General features: G+C 43.9%; 23 protein-coding genes and 1 tRNA gene. 21 read left to right on the top strand and 3 right to left on the bottom strand.

The annotated features are described in order from the left end of the window. Positions 1-20: 20 nt before the first annotated feature. The 4 genes from HMPREF1534_RS02815 (at position 21) to HMPREF1534_RS02830 (ending at position 7,750) form a co-directional block, all read left to right on the top strand. On the top strand, positions 21-1,055 hold the full coding sequence (locus HMPREF1534_RS02815; protein WP_005944021.1) for a FecR family protein: 1,035 nt from the start codon (positions 21-23) through the stop codon (positions 1,053-1,055). 101 nt (positions 1,056-1,156) lie between these two features. Continuing rightward, the gene (locus tag HMPREF1534_RS02820; protein ID WP_005944018.1) at positions 1,157-4,453 is read left to right on the top strand and encodes a TonB-dependent receptor; all 3,297 of its coding nucleotides are present in this window, start codon (positions 1,157-1,159) and stop codon (positions 4,451-4,453) included. A 6-nt stretch (positions 4,454-4,459) separates the two neighbouring features. After that, positions 4,460-6,100 (top strand): RagB/SusD family nutrient uptake outer membrane protein, encoded by a 1,641-nt coding sequence (locus tag HMPREF1534_RS02825; RefSeq protein WP_005944015.1) that lies wholly within the window; start codon positions 4,460-4,462, stop codon positions 6,098-6,100. An 81-nt stretch (positions 6,101-6,181) separates the two neighbouring features. Next, positions 6,182-7,750 carry a sulfatase family protein gene (locus HMPREF1534_RS02830; RefSeq protein ID WP_005944012.1) on the top strand — a complete coding sequence of 523 codons (1,569 nt, stop codon included), beginning with the start codon at positions 6,182-6,184 and terminating at the stop codon, positions 7,748-7,750. A 60-nt stretch (positions 7,751-7,810) separates the two neighbouring features. On the opposite strand, the gene typA is transcribed toward HMPREF1534_RS02830, so the two are convergent. Beyond that, on the bottom strand, positions 7,811-9,613 hold the full coding sequence (typA, locus tag HMPREF1534_RS02835; RefSeq protein WP_005944009.1) for a translational GTPase TypA: 1,803 nt from the start codon (positions 9,611-9,613) through the stop codon (positions 7,811-7,813). 65 nt (positions 9,614-9,678) lie between these two features. Beyond that, a complete protein-coding gene (locus tag HMPREF1534_RS02840) occupies positions 9,679-11,286 on the bottom strand; it encodes a response regulator (protein ID WP_258461994.1) in 1,608 nt (535 codons plus the stop codon). Positions 11,287-11,747: 461 nt separating this feature from the next. On the opposite strand from HMPREF1534_RS02840, the gene HMPREF1534_RS02845 reads away from it, so the two are divergent. After that, a complete protein-coding gene (locus HMPREF1534_RS02845) occupies positions 11,748-11,960 on the top strand; it encodes a hypothetical protein (RefSeq protein ID WP_005944003.1) in 213 nt (70 codons plus the stop codon). Between the two features lie 411 nt (positions 11,961-12,371). On the opposite strand, the gene HMPREF1534_RS02850 is transcribed toward HMPREF1534_RS02845, so the two are convergent. Further along, complete coding sequence (locus HMPREF1534_RS02850; RefSeq protein ID WP_005944000.1) at positions 12,372-12,794, bottom strand: helix-turn-helix domain-containing protein; 423 nt, start codon at positions 12,792-12,794, stop codon at positions 12,372-12,374. A gap of 147 nt (positions 12,795-12,941) precedes the next feature. Here HMPREF1534_RS02850 and HMPREF1534_RS02855 point away from each other — a divergent pair, with 147 nt between their 5' ends. The 16 genes from HMPREF1534_RS02855 to HMPREF1534_RS02915 all read left to right on the top strand — a co-directional run bounded on the left by HMPREF1534_RS02855 (position 12,942) and on the right by HMPREF1534_RS02915 (position 20,378). Continuing rightward, a complete protein-coding gene (locus tag HMPREF1534_RS02855) occupies positions 12,942-13,148 on the top strand; it encodes a hypothetical protein (RefSeq protein WP_005943997.1) in 207 nt (68 codons plus the stop codon). A gap of 6 nt (positions 13,149-13,154) precedes the next feature. Then, positions 13,155-13,355 (top strand): hypothetical protein, encoded by a 201-nt coding sequence (locus HMPREF1534_RS02860; RefSeq protein ID WP_005943994.1) that lies wholly within the window; start codon positions 13,155-13,157, stop codon positions 13,353-13,355. Positions 13,356-13,367: 12 nt separating this feature from the next. After that, the gene (locus tag HMPREF1534_RS02865) at positions 13,368-13,562 is read left to right on the top strand and encodes a hypothetical protein (RefSeq protein ID WP_005943991.1); all 195 of its coding nucleotides are present in this window, start codon (positions 13,368-13,370) and stop codon (positions 13,560-13,562) included. A gap of 7 nt (positions 13,563-13,569) precedes the next feature. After that, positions 13,570-13,652: transfer RNA gene (locus tag HMPREF1534_RS0119280), tRNA-OTHER, on the top strand. 28 nt (positions 13,653-13,680) lie between these two features. Then, positions 13,681-13,881: a hypothetical protein gene (locus tag HMPREF1534_RS02870; protein WP_005943989.1), complete on the top strand. Its 201-nt coding sequence runs from the start codon at positions 13,681-13,683 to the stop codon at positions 13,879-13,881. Further along, on the top strand, positions 13,871-14,092 hold the full coding sequence (locus HMPREF1534_RS20060; protein WP_005943987.1) for a hypothetical protein: 222 nt from the start codon (positions 13,871-13,873) through the stop codon (positions 14,090-14,092). Before HMPREF1534_RS02870 ends, HMPREF1534_RS20060 begins: the two co-directional genes overlap by 11 nt. Positions 14,093-14,107: 15 nt before the next feature. Then, complete coding sequence (locus HMPREF1534_RS02875; protein WP_005943985.1) at positions 14,108-16,165, top strand: hypothetical protein; 2,058 nt, start codon at positions 14,108-14,110, stop codon at positions 16,163-16,165. A 30-nt stretch (positions 16,166-16,195) separates the two neighbouring features. Beyond that, positions 16,196-17,065, top strand: coding sequence for an AAA family ATPase (locus HMPREF1534_RS02880; RefSeq protein ID WP_005943983.1), 870 nt, complete (start codon positions 16,196-16,198; stop codon positions 17,063-17,065). Positions 17,066-17,101: 36 nt separating this feature from the next. Then, positions 17,102-17,458 (top strand): hypothetical protein, encoded by a 357-nt coding sequence (locus HMPREF1534_RS02885; RefSeq protein WP_005943982.1) that lies wholly within the window; start codon positions 17,102-17,104, stop codon positions 17,456-17,458. Between the two features lie 2 nt (positions 17,459-17,460). After that, a complete protein-coding gene (locus HMPREF1534_RS02890) occupies positions 17,461-18,108 on the top strand; it encodes an ATP-binding protein (RefSeq protein ID WP_005943980.1) in 648 nt (215 codons plus the stop codon). A gap of 21 nt (positions 18,109-18,129) precedes the next feature. Beyond that, on the top strand, positions 18,130-18,366 hold the full coding sequence (locus tag HMPREF1534_RS02895) for a hypothetical protein (protein WP_005943978.1): 237 nt from the start codon (positions 18,130-18,132) through the stop codon (positions 18,364-18,366). A 5-nt stretch (positions 18,367-18,371) separates the two neighbouring features. Next, entirely contained in the window at positions 18,372-18,650 is a 279-nt protein-coding gene (locus HMPREF1534_RS02900) for a hypothetical protein (RefSeq protein ID WP_005943976.1), read from the top strand. Positions 18,651-18,680: 30 nt separating this feature from the next. Further along, a complete protein-coding gene (locus tag HMPREF1534_RS02905) occupies positions 18,681-18,974 on the top strand; it encodes a hypothetical protein (protein ID WP_005943974.1) in 294 nt (97 codons plus the stop codon). Between the two features lie 32 nt (positions 18,975-19,006). After that, positions 19,007-19,519, top strand: coding sequence for a hypothetical protein (locus HMPREF1534_RS02910; protein WP_004325654.1), 513 nt, complete (start codon positions 19,007-19,009; stop codon positions 19,517-19,519). Positions 19,520-19,539: 20 nt separating this feature from the next. Then, positions 19,540-19,749, top strand: a complete 210-nt coding sequence (locus HMPREF1534_RS20055; protein ID WP_005943970.1) for a hypothetical protein — start codon at positions 19,540-19,542, stop codon at positions 19,747-19,749. A 185-nt stretch (positions 19,750-19,934) separates the two neighbouring features. Then, a complete protein-coding gene (locus HMPREF1534_RS02915) occupies positions 19,935-20,378 on the top strand; it encodes a hypothetical protein (protein WP_005943963.1) in 444 nt (147 codons plus the stop codon). Positions 20,379-20,395: the final 17 nt, after the last annotated feature.

Genomic DNA, 20,395 nt, shown 5'->3' with positions numbered 1-20,395 from the left:
TATTTATATAAAATGTGAAAATGAATAATTATATACATAAGATAATAGACTTTTTCTTTCATCATGAAGTTTCTGATGAGATAACGGAACGTGTTTATAATCGTATGGTTTTTCCTGTGGAAGATAAAGCAAGAGAAGAAGCTGTTTCACAAATTTGGGATAAACTGGACGATGCTTCTTGCTCTGACGAAAAAATAGAGAAGGCTTTTTATAATTTGGAGACCTCTTTAGGATTAAAAAAAGAAGAACAGACTGTCGAATTAGTACATCGGGAACATATAAGAAATACGAAAAGAATAAATTGGGGAAGAGTAGCTGCTATTTGGACTATTCCTTTCATTATGGTGTGTTTTTCGGCTTACTATTATTATTCTGCAAAGGATTATGTGAAGGAGACGTTGTCCGAAGTGACTTATATGCAGCGTTATGCAGCTATGGGTACACGTGAAGAAGTGGTTCTTCCTGATGGGAGTAAGGTTTGGCTTAATGCCGGTACTTTGTTGGTATATCCCTCCAGTTTCATATCTGAATCTCGCAATGTTTATATTGCGGGAGAAGGTTTCTTTGAAGTTTCAAAAGATAAAGAGCATCCTTTTATTGTCACTACCAACCATTTAGAGTTGGAAGTGCTTGGTACGACATTCAATATTTCGGCGTATCCGGACAATAATCAGATAATGGCTACATTGGAAACCGGCAGGTTACAGGTAAAGGTAAATAAACAACCGGAGAAATATTTTCTGGAACCCAATGACCAGTTGATATATACTCCTTCCACAGGGATAGTACAGCAGCATAAAGTGAATGCTGTTTCCCACTCCGATTGGCGTATGGGAGGGTTGTTCTTTGGCAATGTGCCGTTTAATGATGTTCTTCATACTTTGGAACGTGTGTATGGTGTGAAATTCCATGTGCGTACATCTATTTACCAGAATCAAAGTTTGAGAGTTCATTTTAATAGAAATGAATCGTTGGAGCAAGTACTTCAAATCATTAAAATATTGGTTCCCGGTATAGAATATGAAATTGTTGGCAAGAATATCTATTTAAGATAGTGGTTTAGTATTTATTAACACAAAGCCATTGGGTGTAGTATTTATTTGAATTGTCTTTCTCATGTACGTACACCTTATGTCGTTAATAAATCTAATATGAAATGAACAAGAAATTTATTCGAGTGTTGGGGCTTGGTGTTGGCTTATTTCTGGCCGGCAGCCTCTCTGTTAATGCACAGAAAGTTTCCTTCAATGGGGAACGTCTTTCTTTAAAGCAAGCGTTTGAGAAAATTGAATCTGTTTCGAAGTATAAGATTGCTTATAACACTTCACAACTGGATGTCAATAAGCAAGTTGTCTTGAATCAAAAGAATCAGGATGTATTGCAAATTCTGTCGGATTTGCTAAAAGGAACTAATTGTGTCTATCAAGTGAATGACAATTATATTGTTATCACTCTGAAAGATGATGAGAAGGTTAAGAAAATTAAGGGTACTATAAAAGATTCGGCCGGGGAACCTATTATTGGTGCCAATGTAATTTTAAAAGGAGATGCCACTGTAGGAAGTATTACAGATATAGATGGTAACTTTGATTTGTCCGTTCCAAGCAATGCTACTTTGCAAGTTTCTTATATTGGTTATAATACTCAGGATGTTCCGGTCGGAAATAAATCTTTCCTTAATATTACTCTGAAAGAAGATACGGAAACACTGGATGAAGTGGTGGTTGTAGGTTATGGCTCGCAGAAGAAAGTCAATGTGATTGGCTCTATTGCATCAGTGGACAGTAAAGCATTGGAATCTCGTGCAGTGCCTGACGTTTCTAATATGTTGACCGGTCAGATGTCGGGTGTTACCATTACACAGGAAAGCGGTAATCCGGGACAGGATGCCGGTACTATTCGTATCCGTGGTGTCGGTTCGTTTGGAGCAACTCCTAGTCCTTTGGTTCTAGTAGATGGACTTCCCGGTTCTTTGAGTGATTTGACTCCGGCCGATATTGATAATATTTCAGTTCTGAAGGATGCCTCTTCAGCAGCTATTTATGGTTCTCGTGCTGCCAATGGTGTTATTTTGGTAACAACCAAGAAAGGAAAGGAAGGTAAAGCCCGCATTATTTATAATGGTTCCGTGGGTATGAGTCAGGCTACAGAATTGCCGGAATTGGCTCATTCTTATGAATATGCAGAATTTTATAATAAGGCGATTGGAGCAGAAACCTATACGCCTGAGATGATTCAGAAGTATCGTGATGGTTCTGACCCTGACAACTATGCTGACGAAATGTATCTTGATGATCTTTTGGGCGGTCATGCACTGCAAACCAAGCATGAGTTGAGTGTAAGCGGTGGTACGGAAAAGGTACAATATATGGTATCATTGGGATATTTGCGTCAAAATGGTTTGTTGGACAATAACTATTATAACCGTTACAATGCTCGTGTAAACCTTGGTGCGGAATTGGCTAAGAACTTGAAACTACAAGTGCGTCTGAGCGGTATGACTTCCGATCGTCACGAACCTTCTACTCCGGGTTCTTTGGATATTGGCGGATTTAAAGGGATTATTTCTAATGCCGTTCGTTTTCCCGGTTTAACTCCGACTTACTTGCAGAATGGTGAGGTCGGTTTAGGACCTAAATTGCAAGGTACACCGGTGGCATGGGTAGACTGTGCGTCTTCATATCGTGAAGACTATGACAAATTTAAAAATAATATTGAATTGTCATATCAGCCGATAGATGGATTGACTTTGAAAATTTTAGGCGGTTATAATTATACATTAAGTCACGTTCGCCATTATCGTTGTGATATGATTCTTACGGGTGACAAGAGTACCGGTCCTTCTACATTGAGCGATGAAATGAAGCGAACTGTTTATAAGACCTTCCAAGCTGTAGCTGATTATAATAAGTCTTTTGGTAAACATAATCTTGCTGCATTGGTAGGATATACTTGGGAAGACGAAGGTCAGCGTACTTTATCGGGTAGTCGTAATAACTTTCCGTCTGATGACGTACCTTTCTTAGGGGCCGGAGGGGCAGACGGTCAGACAAATGGAGGCGGAGGATATGATTGGGCTATACAGTCTGTTTTCGGTCGTTTGACATATAACTATGATCAGCGCTATTTATTTGAAACAACAATGCGTTATGACGGCTCTTCTCGTTTTCCGACAGATAGCAAATATGGTTTCTTCCCTTCTTTGGCTGCAGGTTGGCGTATCTCTGAAGAACAGTTTTGGAAGGAAAATGAAAATTTGTCTTTCATTAATAATTTAAAACTGAAAGCTTCTTACGGTATATTGGGTAATAATAATATCGGTAACTATCCTTATCAGTCGGTATACTCTTTAGGGCAAGCACAGAACTATGTATTTGGCGGAGTGTACACACAAGGAGCAGCTGTTACTACTTATGTGGATCCGGGTTTGAAGTGGGAGCGTACTCGTACTACCGATGTTGGTATTGAGACTGCATTCTTTAATAATAAGTTGACATTTAATGCTTCTTATTTCTATCGTAAGACTACAGATGTATTGTATAAGCCGGCTGCAAGTTATTCTTCGATTTTCGGATTAAGTGTATCGCAAGTAAATACCGGTGAGTTGGAAAATAAAGGTTGGGAGTTTGAAATAGGTCATCAAAATACAATTGGTAAGTTCCATTATCATATTAATGGTAATTTCTCTATTATTGATAATAAGGTATTGACATTGGGTATGGGAAATGTGACCCAGAACAATGGTATGGTAGGTAACGGTAGCGATTTGTTTATCGGTTATCCGATGCAGATGTTTTATGGGTATAAGACGGACGGAGTATTTCTGACCGATGATGAAGTAGGTGACTGGTATGATCAGACTGCGATAGCCAAAGGTTCTAAAGCCGGAGATATTCGTTATGTTGATATTACAGGTGATGGCAAAGTAACACCGGATGACAAAACGTTCTTAGGCTCTCGTATACCTAAATATACTTTTGGATTGAATTTCGGTGGAGAATATAAAGGATTTGATTTCAGTGTATTGCTTCAGGGAGTTGCTAAGGTGAAAGGTATGTTGTCTGTTTATGCAGGTCATGCATTCTATCAGGAGGGTAATATTCAGAAATGGCAAATGGAGAATTGCTGGAATGTGCAGCAGGATAACCGTTATCCTGAATATCCTCGCTTGGAGATTATGTCAAATGCAGGTAGCAATAATACACTGACTTCTGATTTCTGGGTATTGGATGCTTCTTTTCTGAAAGTACGTAATGTTCAGTTAGGTTATACATTACCCGAACATATAGTTAAAAAGTTTGGTTCCACCGGTATGCGTTTCTATGTTTCTTTAGACAATCCTTTAACCTTCAAGGGGTATCGTAAAGGATGGGATCCTGAAAACACAAGTAATAACGGTCAATACTATCCAACTATGTCAACTTATACTTTGGGCTTAACTTTAAAATTCTAATGACTTATGAAAAGATTAAAATATATAGCTTTTACTGTTTTATTAGCTTCATTTTCATTGCAATCATGTGATTTGGAGCGTTATCCATTGACAGATTTGTCGGAAGATAATTTTTGGACTGATGATAAGAATGCCGAATTGGCTTTAACTTCTTTATATAGAGGTAGTATTACAAATGGTTTGGAATATAGTGTTTCGGACTTTTGGTCTTATCATGGTATGTTGTTTATGGAACATCTGACAGACAATGCTTATGACCGTCGTGGAGAAAATAATCCATTCTTTAATATTTCTAGTGGTAAACTGTTGAATAATAACTCTTTTATTAAAAACTATTGGTCATCGGCTTATAAGCGTATCGGTTTGTGTAACCGTTTCTTGGAGGGTATTGCCAATGCTCCCGAATCAGAACAGAAAACCAGAATGGTTGCCGAAGCCCGCTTTTTGCGTGCCACTCAGTATCACTATCTGGCCAGTTATTTTAAGGATGTACCTTTAGTGACCAAAACTCTGACAGGTGAAGAGGCCAATACAGTTGAAAAGGAAACTCAGGCTAATATTTTGTCATGGTGTGTGACAGAGTTTAAAGAGTCGGCAGCTGATCTGCCCCGTTTTAAAGATATTCCGAATAGTGAGACAGGACGCGCTTGCAAACAGGCTGCTTTAGCATTTTTGGGCAGAACTTGTATGCTGATGCAGGATTGGGCAGGTGGAGCAGCCGCTTATAAGGAAATCATCGATTATGGTGATAACTCAATTCATCCTGTGTATCGGGAACTGTTCCATCCTTCAACCGGTGTAGGCAACAAGGAGAATATTTATTATATATCCTATCTTGAAAACTATTTTGGTTGCGGTCTTCCACAGCATATTTTGTCTGCAAAAGACGGTGGATGGAGTCTGTCCAATCCTTCGGCCGGATTATTTGAATCTTATGAGTTTAAAGACGGAACTCCGTTCAGCTATGACGATTCACGTTACAACCCGGATAATTTAGGTGAGAACCGTGATCCGCGTCTTGATTATACCATCTATTATAATGGAGCGACTTTTATGGGTACTGAATATCGCATGAGTCCGGATTATGAAGCATCAAAGAAAGAACGTTTGGATTATTCTTCAGAAGTATCTAAGACTGGTTTTATGTGGCGGAAATATTTTGATGAGAATCCGATCAATGATTTGAATAGCTATAGTGCTGTGACTCCGGTAATCAGATATGCAGAAGTTTTATTGAGCTATTTGGAATGTTTGATTGAAAGCGGGCAGGCCATTGATCAAACAGTATTGAATTTGACCATTAATCAGGTGCGTGGACGTGCTGATGTTAAGATGCCACCTGTTACAGAAACTAATTCAGACAAATTGCGCGAATTACTCCGTAATGAGCGTCGTGTTGAATTGGCTTTTGAAGGTATCAGATATTGGGACTTGTTGCGCTGGAAACTTGCTGAGACAGTGCTTGTTGGTGAGGTATGGGGTGCTCCTTATCCTAAATCTATCACTTATGCCGGTTCTACCAAGTTTGTAGATCCGACAGGACATTGCCGCTGGTATGTAGGAAGACGAGATTTTCGTAATCCTCAGGATTATAAATGGCCGATTCCTTTGTCAGAACAAAATATTAATCCTAACTTGCGTGAGTAATTCTAACAATAGGAAAAAGTGTGTCAAAAATGCTACATTAGGTTTTTGACACACCTTATCTGACTAAAATATTAAAATATCATGAAAAAACAGTATTTGGCTTTATCTCTCTTGACACCGGTGTTGTGTCCTGCTCTGACTGCGGAAGCCAGGACTCCCAAAGAGAATAAAGTGACCAATCGTGAGCAGCCCAATGTGATTGTTATTTTGGCTGATGACTTGGGTTATGGTGATTTGGAATGTTATGGTGCAAAGAATGTGCAGACTCCCAATGTCAATCGTTTGGCGGGTGAAGGTATTCGCTTTACCAATGCTCACACCGTAGCTGCTACCAGTACCCCTTCCCGTTACTCTTTGTTGACCGGTGAATATGCATGGCGTCGTCCTGATACCGATGTGGCAGCAGGAAATGCCGGTATGATTATCCGCCCGGAACAATATACTATGGCAGATATGTTTAAAAATGCGGGATATACTACTTGTGCAATCGGTAAATGGCATTTGGGGCTGGGAGATAAAACGGGCCAACAAGACTGGAATGCTCCGCTTCCTGCTGCTTTAGGGGATTTAGGGTTTGATTATCATTATATCATGGCAGCAACAGCCGACCGTGTTCCGTGTGTATTCATAGAAAACGGTAAAGTGGCAAATTATGATCCTTCTGCTCCTATAGAGGTTAGTTATAAACAAAATTTTCCGGGTGAGCCTACCGGTGCTGATCATCCCGAGTTGCTCTATAATCAGAAACCGAGTCACGGACACGATATGTCTATTGTGAATGGTATCAGTCGTATCGGTTTCATGAAAGGCGGTGGTAAAGCTCTTTGGAAAGATGAAAATATTGCCGATTCTATTACTACTCATGCCATTGACTTCATCAAACAGCATAAAGATGAGCCTTTCTTTATGTATTTTGCAACCAATGACGTTCATGTTCCTCGTTTCCCGCACGACCGCTTCCGTGGAAAGAACCCGATGGGTGTACGCGGAGATGCTATTGTACAGTTTGATTGGTCGGTAGGCCAGATTATGGAAACGCTCGACAAACTGGGGTTGGCGGAAAATACATTGATTATCCTGTCCAGTGACAATGGTCCTGTGGTAGATGATGGTTATGATGATAAAGCAGAAGAATTGTTGAACGGGCATAGTCCTGCCGGTCCGTGGAGAGGGAATAAATACAGTGCATTCGAAGGAGGTACCGCCGTTCCTGCTATCGTGCGTTGGCCCAAGAAGATTAAGGAAAATCGTGAGTCGGATGTCTTGATGTCACAAATTGACTGGATGGCGTCTTTGGGGGCATTGGTCAATGCCAGACTTCCAAAAGGTAGTGCTCCTGATAGTTACAATCGCATCGGTAATTTGCTGGGAACAGATGATGAAGACCGTCCTTGGGTAATTGAGCTTGCTTCTAATCACGTGTTGTCTGTTCGTACCAAAGACTGGAAATATATTGAGCCGAATGATGGTCCTGCAATGATACAGTGGGGACCTAAAATTGAAACCGGTAATTTAAGCACTCCCCAGCTTTATGATATGAGGAAAGACATAAATGAACGCGCTAATGTGGCATTACAGCATCCTGAGGTAGTATATGATATGCAGAATATACTTCGCAGAGTACGTAATAAAACCATAAAGATGGAATAATAAAAAAAGAGAGGCGGTTCAACAGTAAGCCGCCTCTCTTTGATATATAGCAATTTCCTTTTATCCTCTATTTGCTCTTTTACGTTCCAGTTCATCCAAAATTACTTTACGCATACGCATACTTTTTGGAGTTACTTCTACATATTCGTCTTCTTTGATATATTCCAGTGCTTCTTCCAATGAGAAGATTACGGGTGGAATGATACGAGCCTTATCGTCCGAACCTGATGCACGCATATTGGTCAGTTTCTTTGATTTGGTCACATTGATGACCAGGTCATTTTCATGAACATGTTCGCCCACTACCTGACCTGCATATACTTCATCCTGCGGATAGATAAAGAACTTACCGCGGTCTTGCAACTTGTCGATAGCGTAAGCAAAAGCCGTACCGCTTTCCATTGCAATCATAGAACCGTTGCTACGGCGTTCGATATCACCTTTGTAGGGTTGATATTCTTTAAAACGGTGTGCCATGATCGCTTCTCCCTGAGAAGCTGTCAATACATTGGTGCGCAAGCCGATAATACCACGTGAAGGCATATCAAATTCAATATTGACACGATCTCCCTGAGATTCCATGGAGGTCATTTCACCTTTACGGCGAGTTACCATATCAATCATTTTGCTGGCAAACTCTTCGGGAACACTGATCGTGAGTTCTTCTATCGGCTCACATTTCACTCCGTCTATTTCTTTGAAAATAACCTGCGGCTGTCCTACCTGAAGCTCGTAACCCTCACGACGCATTGTCTCAATCAAGACAGAGAGGTGTAATACACCACGTCCTGATACTATCCATTTACCGTCTTCCAATTCGCTTTTGCGAACGCGCAATGCCAAGTTTTTATCCAGTTCCTTCATCAAACGGTCGTGGATGTGGCGCGAGGTCACAAATTTACCTTCTTTACCGAAGAAAGGAGAGTCATTGATAGTGAATAACATACTCATGGTAGGTTCGTCGATGGCAATGGGTGGCAAGGGTTCCGGTTTTTCGTAATCGCAGATTGTATCTCCGATTTCAAAACCGTCCACACCGATAATGGCGCAGATATCGCCCGATGATACAGCATCGGTTTTTTTACGTCCCAATCCTTCGAATGTATGTACTTCTTTAATTTTAGACTTCACCATCGAACCATCACGTTTTGCCAAAGTGATGTTCATACCTTCTTTCAATGTTCCGCGATGAACGCGGCCCACAGCGATACGTCCGGTATATGATGAATAGTCCAGAGAGGTAATCAACATTTGTGGAGTACCTTCCAGTTGTTTTGGAGCAGGAATATGTTCGATGATAGCATCCAGCAATGCTGTCAGGTTATCGGTCGGAGTTTTCCAGTCGGTGCCCATCCAGTTATTTTTGGCAGAACCGTAGATAACCGGGAAGTCCAGCTGCTCTTCTGTGGCGTTGAGGCTGAACATCAAGTCGAACACCATTTCATATACTTCTTCCGGGCGGCAATTGGGTTTATCGACCTTGTTGACTACCACTAGCGGTTTCAAGCCGAGTTGTAAAGCCTTTTGGAGCACAAAGCGAGTTTGAGGCATCGGGCCTTCAAACGCATCTACCAACAGGATACATCCATCGGCCATATTGAGTACACGTTCCACTTCACCACCGAAGTCGGCGTGTCCCGGAGTATCAATAATATTGATTTTTGTTCCATTGTAGTTAATTGAAACGTTTTTCGAAAGGATGGTTATACCTCTCTCGCGTTCCAAGTCATTGTTATCCAATACCAGTTCCCCATTGGTCTGGTCATTGCGGAACAAATGTCCCGCCAACATCATCTTGTCCACGAGCGTTGTTTTTCCGTGGTCTACGTGGGCGATGATGGCAATGTTTCTAATGTCTTGCATACTATACCTAATATTTGACTGCAAAGGTACGATTTTTAGTTGAAAAAATATTTGGCTGTTAACGTTTATTTTTTATCTTCGGTCTCTTCTTTGCTGTTAAATGTAGACGGAGTCGTTCCATAGAAATCGACAAAGTGCTTTCTGAAAGTTGGAATGTCGTTATAGCCTACCATTTCGGCTACCTCCTGCACGCTATATTTTTTAGTTCGTAGCAGCTCTGCCGAGCGTTTCAGGCGCACGCCTCTTACCAGCTCTATAATGGTAAAGTTGGTGAGCTGCTTCACTCTCCGATAGAGGGTAGGCTGACTCATATTTAGCATTTCGGCGAGTTTCTTCACATTGAACTCCTGGTTTTGCAGGTTGTCATTTATAATTTTCAGGATTTGTGTGACGAATGGGTCTTCAATTTTTATGGCTATGTCGTTTTCTTCTTGAATATCTCCGATAGCGTTGATAGACGGCATCAGCAGTTTGGTATAGATTTGTTTCAACTCCACTCTGCTCTTGATGAGCCGTTTTACTTTTGTGCGCAGAATCTCCGGATTGAACGGTTTCAAGATATAATCATCGGCGCCCAGTTCGATACCTTTCACCACGTCTTCGTCACCTACCAATGCTGTCAGCAGGATGATAGGGATATGGCAGGTTTTCAAATCTTCTTTTAAGATGCGGCAACATTCAAATCCGTCCATAACAGGCATCATGACATCGGTAATAATCAGGTCGGGTATCTCTTTGCGGGCAACTTTTACTCCTTCTTCACCGTTTTCTGCCATGATAATGTTATAGGTCCCACCGAATAACACTTTCAGATAAAGCCGGATATCCGCATGGTCCTCGATAACGAGTATTTTATATTTTGTTTCAGGGCTTTCAATCGGTCGGGGGATGATACTGTCTTGCAACTCTTGTTTCTTTTTATCCTCCACAGTGATAATCTTTGCCCGGCTGTCATCTATCTGTATATGTTCCGGTTTGACAAATACGACATATTCTTCTCCTTTAAAATGCTCTTTGCCTAGCGGAATATATAAGGTGACGGAAGTACCTATTTCTTTGTCTTGTTTGATTTGAATATCTCCATGGTGATCGAGTGCCGTTCTTCTCATAATTTCAATACCCAGTTCAGGATGCAGATAGTTACTCGGCAAGATATACCTGTCTTCTCCCAGATAGGTGACAGATGATTCTTCTATCACTTCTTTTCCATCGTCTTCTATGGTGAAAAGGCAGTACTCTTTTCCTTTCAGACTTGTGATGCTGACGACAAAGCGGATGGCACCGGCATAAGAAATATGGCGGTATGCATTCGACATTATATTCCTGAGGACAAACATAATTTTTTGCCGGTCAATCCATATTTCCGTATTTATCTTGTTGTCCTTGTCGTAATATAGATTGATGGGGCTGACATTCAGCAATTCATACGAAGCCCGCACCACTTCATCGGCTATTCTGCTCGCCGTATATGGAGCTACATTCAGGGTAGGACCGTAGTTTTCTTCCTGATGAATATTGAGCAATTGGTTACAGATATCCTGCATACAGATTGAGTTACGATAGGCCACTTTTACTTTCTGCAGGAACGATTCCGGTAAAGCCGAGTTGCTTATCATTTCTTTCAGCGGTGCAGTGACCAGTGACAGAGGGGTTCTCAATTCGCGTGCCAGCATATAGCTGATTTGGTCACGCATTTGCCGGTTCTTTTTCTCTTCAGCTCTTATTTCCGTAGCTTTTTTAAGGGGGGAAAAACGAAGCGTGTCAATATGTGATCGGCCTGAAAATACTTAATTGCTTTGGTTGTCAAAGTGTTATGGTAGAGTAGGGGAGAGTGGACAGGAAAAACGAAGCGTTTACATCGCTTTACATTAGGCTTACATTTGAGTCTCGTTTGAACGCCGTTCAAATGAAATGCTTTACATTGAACGTAGGTTAGGGGAGAAATTGGACATTGTGCTGTCGATTTACTCTCCTGATTTGTTTCCGATCGGCCCTTATGTATAAAGGTAGGTAAAAAGATCGGTTTATACAAGTGGAGTAGGGGAGTGCATACTACTCTCTCCTATTTTTTTATTAAAATTATTCCATATAAATGATATTTGGTATATTTGCAGAAAAGTAAATGCAATATAATATGACTAAAGTTATCCATGTACACCTGATTTATGAGAAAAAGAACCTCTATTTCGGTAGCATTTCCGCCATATTTGATACTTTGACAGAGAATCAGGTCGGCATCACCAAGAGCAGCCTGTTACATGCCGGTTTGACCGATGGAGCCGTAAAATACACGAAACGTGCGATGATTATCCAGTCGCACTTGATAAAGACTACCAGAAAGATTTAAAACAGTCTTAGAACGTCTATAAAGCCGCTTTTGCGGCTTTTTTTGTGTCCTTTGGGTGATATCCTTTTCAAATAGTACATTTGAAAGAAGCTACTACTTATTTGAACGGTTTGAACGATTGGAAAAACATAAAGGACGGACATTTGGATGGACACTTGGATGGACATTTTGGGCGTTGGAAAAACGAAACGTTTCGATTGGACGGACATTTGGACGGACATTTTTTTCTTGTTTTGAGAGCATTTTTCTATGAATATTTCTTTTTAGTACCTTGTTTTCCTTTGTTTATAAACTATTGCAGGGGGTAAACAATATTTCGTATATAATTATTTACTCCCCTATATTTTAGCTTATTTCTCTAAAAAACAATATTTTACTATTTTTTGCCCCCTTTACCCCATATAACGCATTTTACCCGGCGTCTGCAAGTGTTGAACTCTCCGCACCTGAAACACGCTCCAAATTGTCCTGTTTAAGTTGCACGATTGTTTGCTTAAGTACACCTATTTCCTCTGCCATCTCTCGGATAGTGGCATCTTTATCTGCTATAATTGCTAATAATTTGTCTTCTATTCCCGTACTTTCTTTTTGTGGCAGGGTAGTTTTATTATTAAAAGTGGCAGTTTGTATGTTAATCATCTCTCCCCTACCAGTCAAAAGCCATTCTGATGATATATTTTCGCATTTTGCAAAAAGAAGATCGTAGTCAAGTGTATCCCGCGACAGCCACGAGCTTATAGTTGAGGGAGCAACCCCTATTAACTTTGCAAAAACAGAGGGTTTTCCGTCACTGTAATGCTTTATAATAGCCTCTAATCTTTCTTTTTTATTCATTGTTTTTATATTTTGCGAAATTATTTCGCAGATTGTTTTGCAATTCGCGAAAGATGATTTATATTTGCCACGTGTTCAAAGTGTGAACACCGCCCCAAAGCTACAAAAAAGGCTTGAGGTGACAATGAGAAATATAAAAAGAAGAAAATGAAAGCATTGAAAGTGACTGTTGACTGGGCAGAAATGGACCTATTTGCTGCCACCCTTAAAGAGTTGAATGATGACGAAAATATTTTCGCCTACCAGATTGATACGTTGACCGGTATCGTGGTCTGCGAGAACGAGTGCGGGTTGGCTTATTGCCGTTCCTGTTTTGATTACCGGGTTGCCCCAACTATAGAAGAGGTTAAATAGAAAGTTATGAAACGGTACTATTTTGAATTGACAGACCGGAATTATAATGACCTGGGAGCCTTTATTCCGGATGGATACAATAAGGAAGTGGCTGTTAGGCGGGCGAAGAAGTGGATGGCAGAAAACAGTATCGTTTTAGCCACTTTGGTTGTGAGTAGTCTGAGAACGAGTAATGTGTTGGATGTGATTGATATTGATATACTTTAAAACGAAGATGCAATGGAAGCAAAATTTAAAAAGGGACAAAGTGTAAGAATCACCAAGAGAAACGGTGAAGTTATTGATGGCGTAATCCGCGACTGGGACTATAACATTTGTACTTTCGGTCGTGAATATAATGTCGATTATACGAAAGATGGCCAGGTCTGGACAGTGATATGTGTTCCGGAGGATGCCATACAAGAACTTCGATAGATTTTCCGGGCGGTTAGTTCAGTTGGTAGAACACGCCAAACTCCTGCAAGGGAGAGGCCATGGTCCGCGGTTCGAGTCCGCGACCGCTCGCTACAATAATTTAATTTATCAGCGAATTATGAAAGAACGAATAGTCGTAGAATACAGCGAGGTGGGTAAAATAGCCGGTTTGCTGGGTTGTTCCCGGGAAATGGTTTCCCACTCCCTTGCGTTCCGCAAGAATAGTAAGTTGGCCCGTTCTATCCGTAAGCTCGCCATTGAGCGCGGTGGAACTAAGGTAGGTGGTAACCCTCAAAAGAAGGACAGCGATGAAAAGTGAGTTGATTGCATTGTTCGGTGACCAGTTGCGCTGGTTTATGCAGCTGAGTTGTAAGCAGCGCCTTTGCGTGCTTTATTTCTGTCTGAGTTTCGGGATCCTGCTTTCCCTGGTCTTTGAGCACCCGTTGATGGAGCTTGCCGTCGTGCTGAACTTCGGGGTTTCAGCGAGACTGATAAAAAGGCATGTCCCTTTGAATAATTTGGAGGAGTGATAATCGAACAGGGAGATGGAATACTACAAGAAAACATTGTGTGTAAGCTATCAGGAACTGACTTGTGGGGATGATCCGGTGATTACCAGGGGTGCCCTTGACAAACAGTTACAACGTGGTACCATTGAACGCTCCCATCGTGGTGGTGGAGAAGGTTCCCGTGCACAAATCATCTATTCCTCCCTTCCCGATAAATACCAGAAACGTTTTGTTGCCAAGTACGGTGACCCTGAACAGAAAATGATACGTGAAATGATTTTGAGCAAAGTGAAAAAAGACGAGAATGCGGAGCGGTTCTTCGAGGAGTACCGCTATGACAAGAACGGCGAGGAAGTTCCCCTTCCCGAACGGATCCAGGCTGAGTATGTATGGAATGCCTCCGTGCTTAACGCGCTGATCAGTGAGCTGGACACGCTTCGCCCGAAACGCAACATGCTGGGCAGCAGCCGTAATGTATGGGAAACGTTGCTTCTTAGGGTTGAGGAATGGCGTGAGGAGTATGCGCATACCCTTCCGGGCAGCGAGGGCCGCCTGAAGAGCCTTATGAAGCAATACAGGCCGCAGAACTACGCGATACTGGTCAGCGGTAAATATGGTAACAGGAACACGCTGAAGATCGAAGAGGAAGCCGGACGTTACCTCGTGGCGCTGAAACGGAGCCGCGTCCCTGTCTATACCGACATGCAGATTTTCGAGGAATACAATCGTGTTGCTCCGGAACGTGGCTGGAAACCCCTGAAAAGTGCCCGCAGCCTGCGTGAATGGCTTAACAGCCCCCGTATCGAGCCTTTGTGGTATGATGCGGTCTATGGGGAGATGAAGGCGCACCAGCGTTATGGCCGTAAGCACAAGACCGAGCTTCCCTGCCGCCGCGACAGCCTGTGGTACGGTGACGGTACGAAGCTGAACCTCTACTACAGGGATGAACACGGCAATGTCCGCACCATCGGCGTGTACGAGGTCATGGATGCCTATAGCGAGGTGCTGTTGGGCTTCCATATCAGCGAGAACGAGAATTACGAAGCGCAGTACCATGCTTACCGCATGGCACTCCAAACCAGCGGGCACAAGCCTTACGAGCTGGTCCATGACAACCAAGGCGGTCATAAGAAACTGGAGCGCTTGTCAGACGGTCTACTGTCAAAGATCAGCCATATCCACCGGCCGACCGCTCCCTACAGCGGTCAGTCGAAAACAATTGAGTCGGCTTTCGGCCGTTTCCAGAGCCAGGTCCTGCATAAGGACTGGCGGTTTACTGGGCAGAACATCACCACCAAAAAGGCATCCAGCCGCCCGAACCTTGAGTTCATCGAGGCTAACAAGGACAAACTTTATACCCTTGCCGAGCTGAAGGAGAAATATGTCGAGGCACGCCGGGAGTGGAACGAGATGAAGCATCCGGCCACCGGCATTTCCCGGATCGAAATGTACAACACCAGCGTGAACGAGGAGACGGAAGCGGTGACGGCACGTGACATGGTCGATATCTTCTGGGTGATGACTTCCCGCCCGAGCACGTTCACTTCTTCCGGTATCGAGGTCACGATCGGCGGAAAGCCCCGTACCTATGAGGTCTATTCCTCCCCGGGCGTTCCGGATCATGAATGGCGCCGCCGGAATACCTACAAGCAGTTCTATGTCAAGTATGACCCGTATGATTTCGGCAGCGTCCGGCTGTACTGGAAGGACAAGGGCGGCGAGTTCCGCTTTGAGCGTGTCGCCGAGCCCTACATGGTCATCCACCGTGCCATCCAGGAGCAGGGGGAAGGCGAGGCCGCCTTCATCCGCCGGGAACAGGAGGCCAACATACAGGACCGTGTGGAACGTCAGGTGGTCGCCAAGGAAATAGAGTACGAGCACGGAGTGGCCCCCGAACAGCACGGTCTGAACACTCCGAAACTGAAAGGTATCACGGCCGAGGTACAGCGGCAGATAGACCGTCGTACAAAGAAATACAGCCAGCCTCCGGAAGAAATCGCCCTGGGGCGTTCCACCAAAGTGATCAGCAATATAAGCTGGGACCAGCTCGGTCGCCGCGAGGTGGACAAACGGAAAATAGTCGGAAAATTTTAAAGAAAATTGATTATAAAAATAGGATTGATTATGGAAATTACAATGAAAGAAAAGAATGCCATTAGCGAGCGTCTTCGCGCTTACGTGGCCAAATACCCGAGCCAGACGAAAGCTGCGGGCAGTTTGAAAGGTGTCAGTGTGGGCACTGTCAGCAATATTCTGAACGGCCGTTTCGAGAACATCAGCGATGAGATGTTCCGTAACGTGGCCTCCCAGGTCGGAGGTATGGGCACACCCGGCTGGCAGATCGTTGAGACGGGCGCATACCAGGAGATTACCGAGGTGCTTTCCGACGCGCAGCGCTGGCGCAACGTCCGCTGGGTGACCGGCGAGGCCGGCTGCGGCAAGAGTACTACCGCTCGGGTGTACCTTCAGGACCACAAGGAGGTTTTTTATATCCTTTGCTCCGAAGACATGAAGAAGGGTGACTTTGTCCGTGAGATTGCCCGCACAGTCGGGATCCGAACCGAAGGCTGTAATATCCGCGAGGTCTGGGGGCTTATCTTGGATGACATCATTCAGATGGACGCGCCCCTGCTCGTGTTTGATGAAGCCGACAAGCTGACCGAACCGGTGTTCCACTACTTTATTAGCCTGTACAACAAACTGGAGGAGAAATGCGGTGTCGTTTTCCTGAGTACCGATTATATAGTCAAGCGTATCAGTAACGGGTTGAAGTACCAGAAACCCGGTTATAAGGAATTTTTCAGCCGTATCGGACGCAAGTTTTTCACGTTGGAACCGACGGACCAGAACGATGTCTATACCATTTGTACGGCAAACGGGCTGACTTCCCGGCAGGATATTGATATCGTGATGAAGGAGGCTGCCGCTTGCGATTATGACCTTCGTCGTGTGAAGGATTCCATCCACAAGGTGAAGCGCATGAGTGATTTGTAACCCGTTCAAATATCGTTCAAACGTAATTTTAAGGATATGGAAAATAAATTTGAATACCTGAGGATAGACGGTCGTGGCCAGCTTCCTGTTCCTTGGAGTGACTATCCTGTTCTGACAGAGTACGAGACTGTGCCCGTTTACCGGAACGGTCGCGATTACCTGGATGTTCTTGTGGGGCAGCAGGACGGCTGGTGGACTTCCGGTGTGCACATGCAAGTGAACAATTCCGGCGGCGGCTTCAATCCGGGACGCAAATGGGGACAGTTTTCAACCCGTAATAATGCCCTTCTGTGGGCGCTCGGCTGGATGCTCTGCCAGAGGAAGATGCAGGGTGCCGCCCGCCAGACCGTTCTTGACAAAATTGACGATATCCGGCAACTTAAACTTTTCTGACTATGGAAGAGGGAAAAAAGGATAATAAGAGGGCCGGTATAAAACGCGCATTGAGTGTAAAGGACATCCTCAGCAAAAAGTATGAGGTGTTCCCCTTCGAGGGGAAGTGGAAGGAAGCCTTCGATACCCCGGAACGTACCGGAGTGTGGTTTATCTGGGGTAACAGCGGTAACGGAAAGACTTCTTTTGTGATGCAGTTGTGCAAGGAGTTGTGCAAGTACGATCGTATCGCAATCGATTCCCTGGAAGAGGGTACGCGCCTGACGGTCCAGAACAACCTGAGGCGCTTTGGTATGGCGGGAGTGAGCCGTCAGCTGGCTTTCATCAAGGAGGATATCCCGACGCTTAGGGAGCGCCTGCGTCGTCACAAGAGCTATAATATCATTGTAATTGATAGTTTCCAGTACACACGGATGACCTACGGTGACTATATCCAACTGAAAGAGGAGTTTCCGGACAAACTGTTCATCATCATCAGCCACGCGCGTGGCAAGAACCCCAAAGGTGACGCCGCCACGAGTGTGATGTATGATGCCGACCTGAAGATATGGGTGGAGGGTTATGTGGCGTACAGTAAAGGGCGGTACCGCGGTTCCACCAGCAAATATGTAATTTGGGAGCTGGGGGCTTTGGAGAATGGCAGTAAATAAGATAATTAAAAAGACGACGCGATGAGTAAGATCGAGAAACAATTGGATATCTGCCCACCTGCTTATATGGGTAAGGGTATGAACCGTGAGAACTTTGTCAGTACCGGTCACAAGTGCGGTTACTGCAAGGGCAACGGTTGGTTCTGGGGAACGGAAGAAGGCAGCCGTGAGGATGTGCGGAAACCCTGTCCGGTTTGTGAAGGCAGCGGTGAACTGGATGCGATTATAACAGTGGATTGGAAACCAACAAATAAATAATCATCATGGGAAAGAAGAAAGTAATAGAAAATTGTGTAGGTACCGTTACCGTTTCCACCAGAATCCAGAACGGTGCCATAACGACCACTTACCAGTTCAAAGCGGGTTTTGCCGCTCATGGCTGGACTGATAAAAGGGCTAAGGACGTTGTCCGGCAAATGAAGTCCGGTGTGAAAAATATGATTTTCGCGGATAAAGAACATTTCGGTATCACTGATACGTCCAAAGTGACATTTTACGGTGGTGTCAAAGTTCTTGAGTGCGATTATATTCTTGAAAAATAACATATTATCAACCATTAAAATTTAACTAAAATGATTACAGAAAAACAGAAAGAGGCAGTAAAGGAACTTTGTCAGTACGTAGACAACTTTTGTAAGGAAAACGATCTTAGCGCTTTTATGAGCGTTGCGGCCAGTGAGGATCATCCGGATAGGCTTGAGCAGGTTGCGGGTTCAATCGTGACCGGCAAGGGTAACCATGTTATAGGTTCCATATCCGGAACCGTTAAGGCTGACGAACGTGTCTGCATGTTGCTGTCCATGGCGCTGATGCAGGCTCAGGTAAGAAAGGCGGATATCAATATTGTCCAGTATTGGGGAAATTAGAATATGAACTGATGAATGTAGTATAAATAGCTATGAGTGAGAATAACAACAAGCAGAAACGTAAACGTGTCTGTCCGCATTGCGGCCGAAAGTTGTGGATGCGTGAGTTCTATCCGTTGAAGAATGGGGGACGGAGTTCCTGGTGTCATGAATGTGTGCTGGCGTACAAGCGTGAACAGTACCGCAAGCACCGGAAGGTTGCTGACGGTACTTTCATGCACCGGACACTGGGACGGCTCGTCGAGCATAAGGGATATTCCACCCGTATCTTTTGGAACGGTAATATGCTTTCCATCATGCGTCGCCACTATCACAATACCCTCAACCGGGAGCTGGCTGAAATGCTCGGTGTTTCCGAACGCAGCGTCACCCGGAAGGCCCGAGAGATGGGACTGGAAAAGGACAAAGGTTTTGTAGCCTCCCTTAGCCGGGAACATTTGTTGCTGGCAAACGCGAGAAGCAAGGAACTGGGATATCCGGGCGGCTTCACCAAGGGGATGAAGTTTCGGGGAAACCAGTATACCGGGAGAATAAGAGTTGAATAACATACAGCACGGTCAATATTATGAGTAAAAAAATAGTAATTGTGGTCACCGCAGTTGGTGTCCGTAAAGTAGTGGAAAAATGGCTCTGTGAGGATATGACTTGCGAGCTGGTTGTGTCACGTAACGCACGCCATGAGTGTTGTGTGGAAGTCATCTATGATAGCGGAAACCCTTCGGTCTTGCGTACCCTTTTGCAGTCTGCCGTGGGTGAAATAATAGAGTTGTGCTGATGTGGTATGAATAGTTTGAGTTAATGAAAATCTGAATAGAATGGGCATACTTGAATTTTTCGACCAGTATAAGTGTACAAAAAATGAAAAAGAGCATCTTCTTGATTATTTGTGTACTATCAGAGTAAAGAGAGTGATTAAGGAAATCAATGACCTTAAAATAAACAAAAAAAAACAGCATAGCCATGCAGATAGATATCAACAGCCGCAAGCAGTTAAATAAACCCGAGAGTTATGCGGTGTTTTATAGTCTTTTGAACCGCCTTCCGACATCTGACCGCGATGCTTTGAAGGAAAGCGTAGTTTCCCAGTACACGGACGGACGTACCACGAGTCTGCGCGACATGACACTAAAGGAATACAGTGCGGCCATAGCCGGGATGCGTAAGCTGGTGCCGCCCACTCACCAGGAAGAACTCCGGAAGATTCTCCGCCAGAAGCGTTCCGCGGTACTGCACCAGATGCAACTACTGGGCATTGATACGGCCGACTGGGACAAGGTGAACGCTTTCTGTTTGGACAGCCGTATCGCCGGCATGGAGTTCCGAGAACTTGGCTGTGAGGCGTTGGACACGTTACAGGTGAAGCTGCGTGCCATCCGTCGCAAACGTGAGAATAAACAACAGTAACAACCATTTAATTTTTT

Source organism: Phocaeicola massiliensis B84634 = Timone 84634 = DSM 17679 = JCM 13223 (assembly GCF_000382445.1).
GTDB lineage: Bacteria > Bacteroidota > Bacteroidia > Bacteroidales > Bacteroidaceae > Phocaeicola > Phocaeicola massiliensis.
The sequence above is the reverse complement of the archived record's forward strand: the minus strand, read 5'-3'. Positions and strand labels throughout refer to the sequence as shown.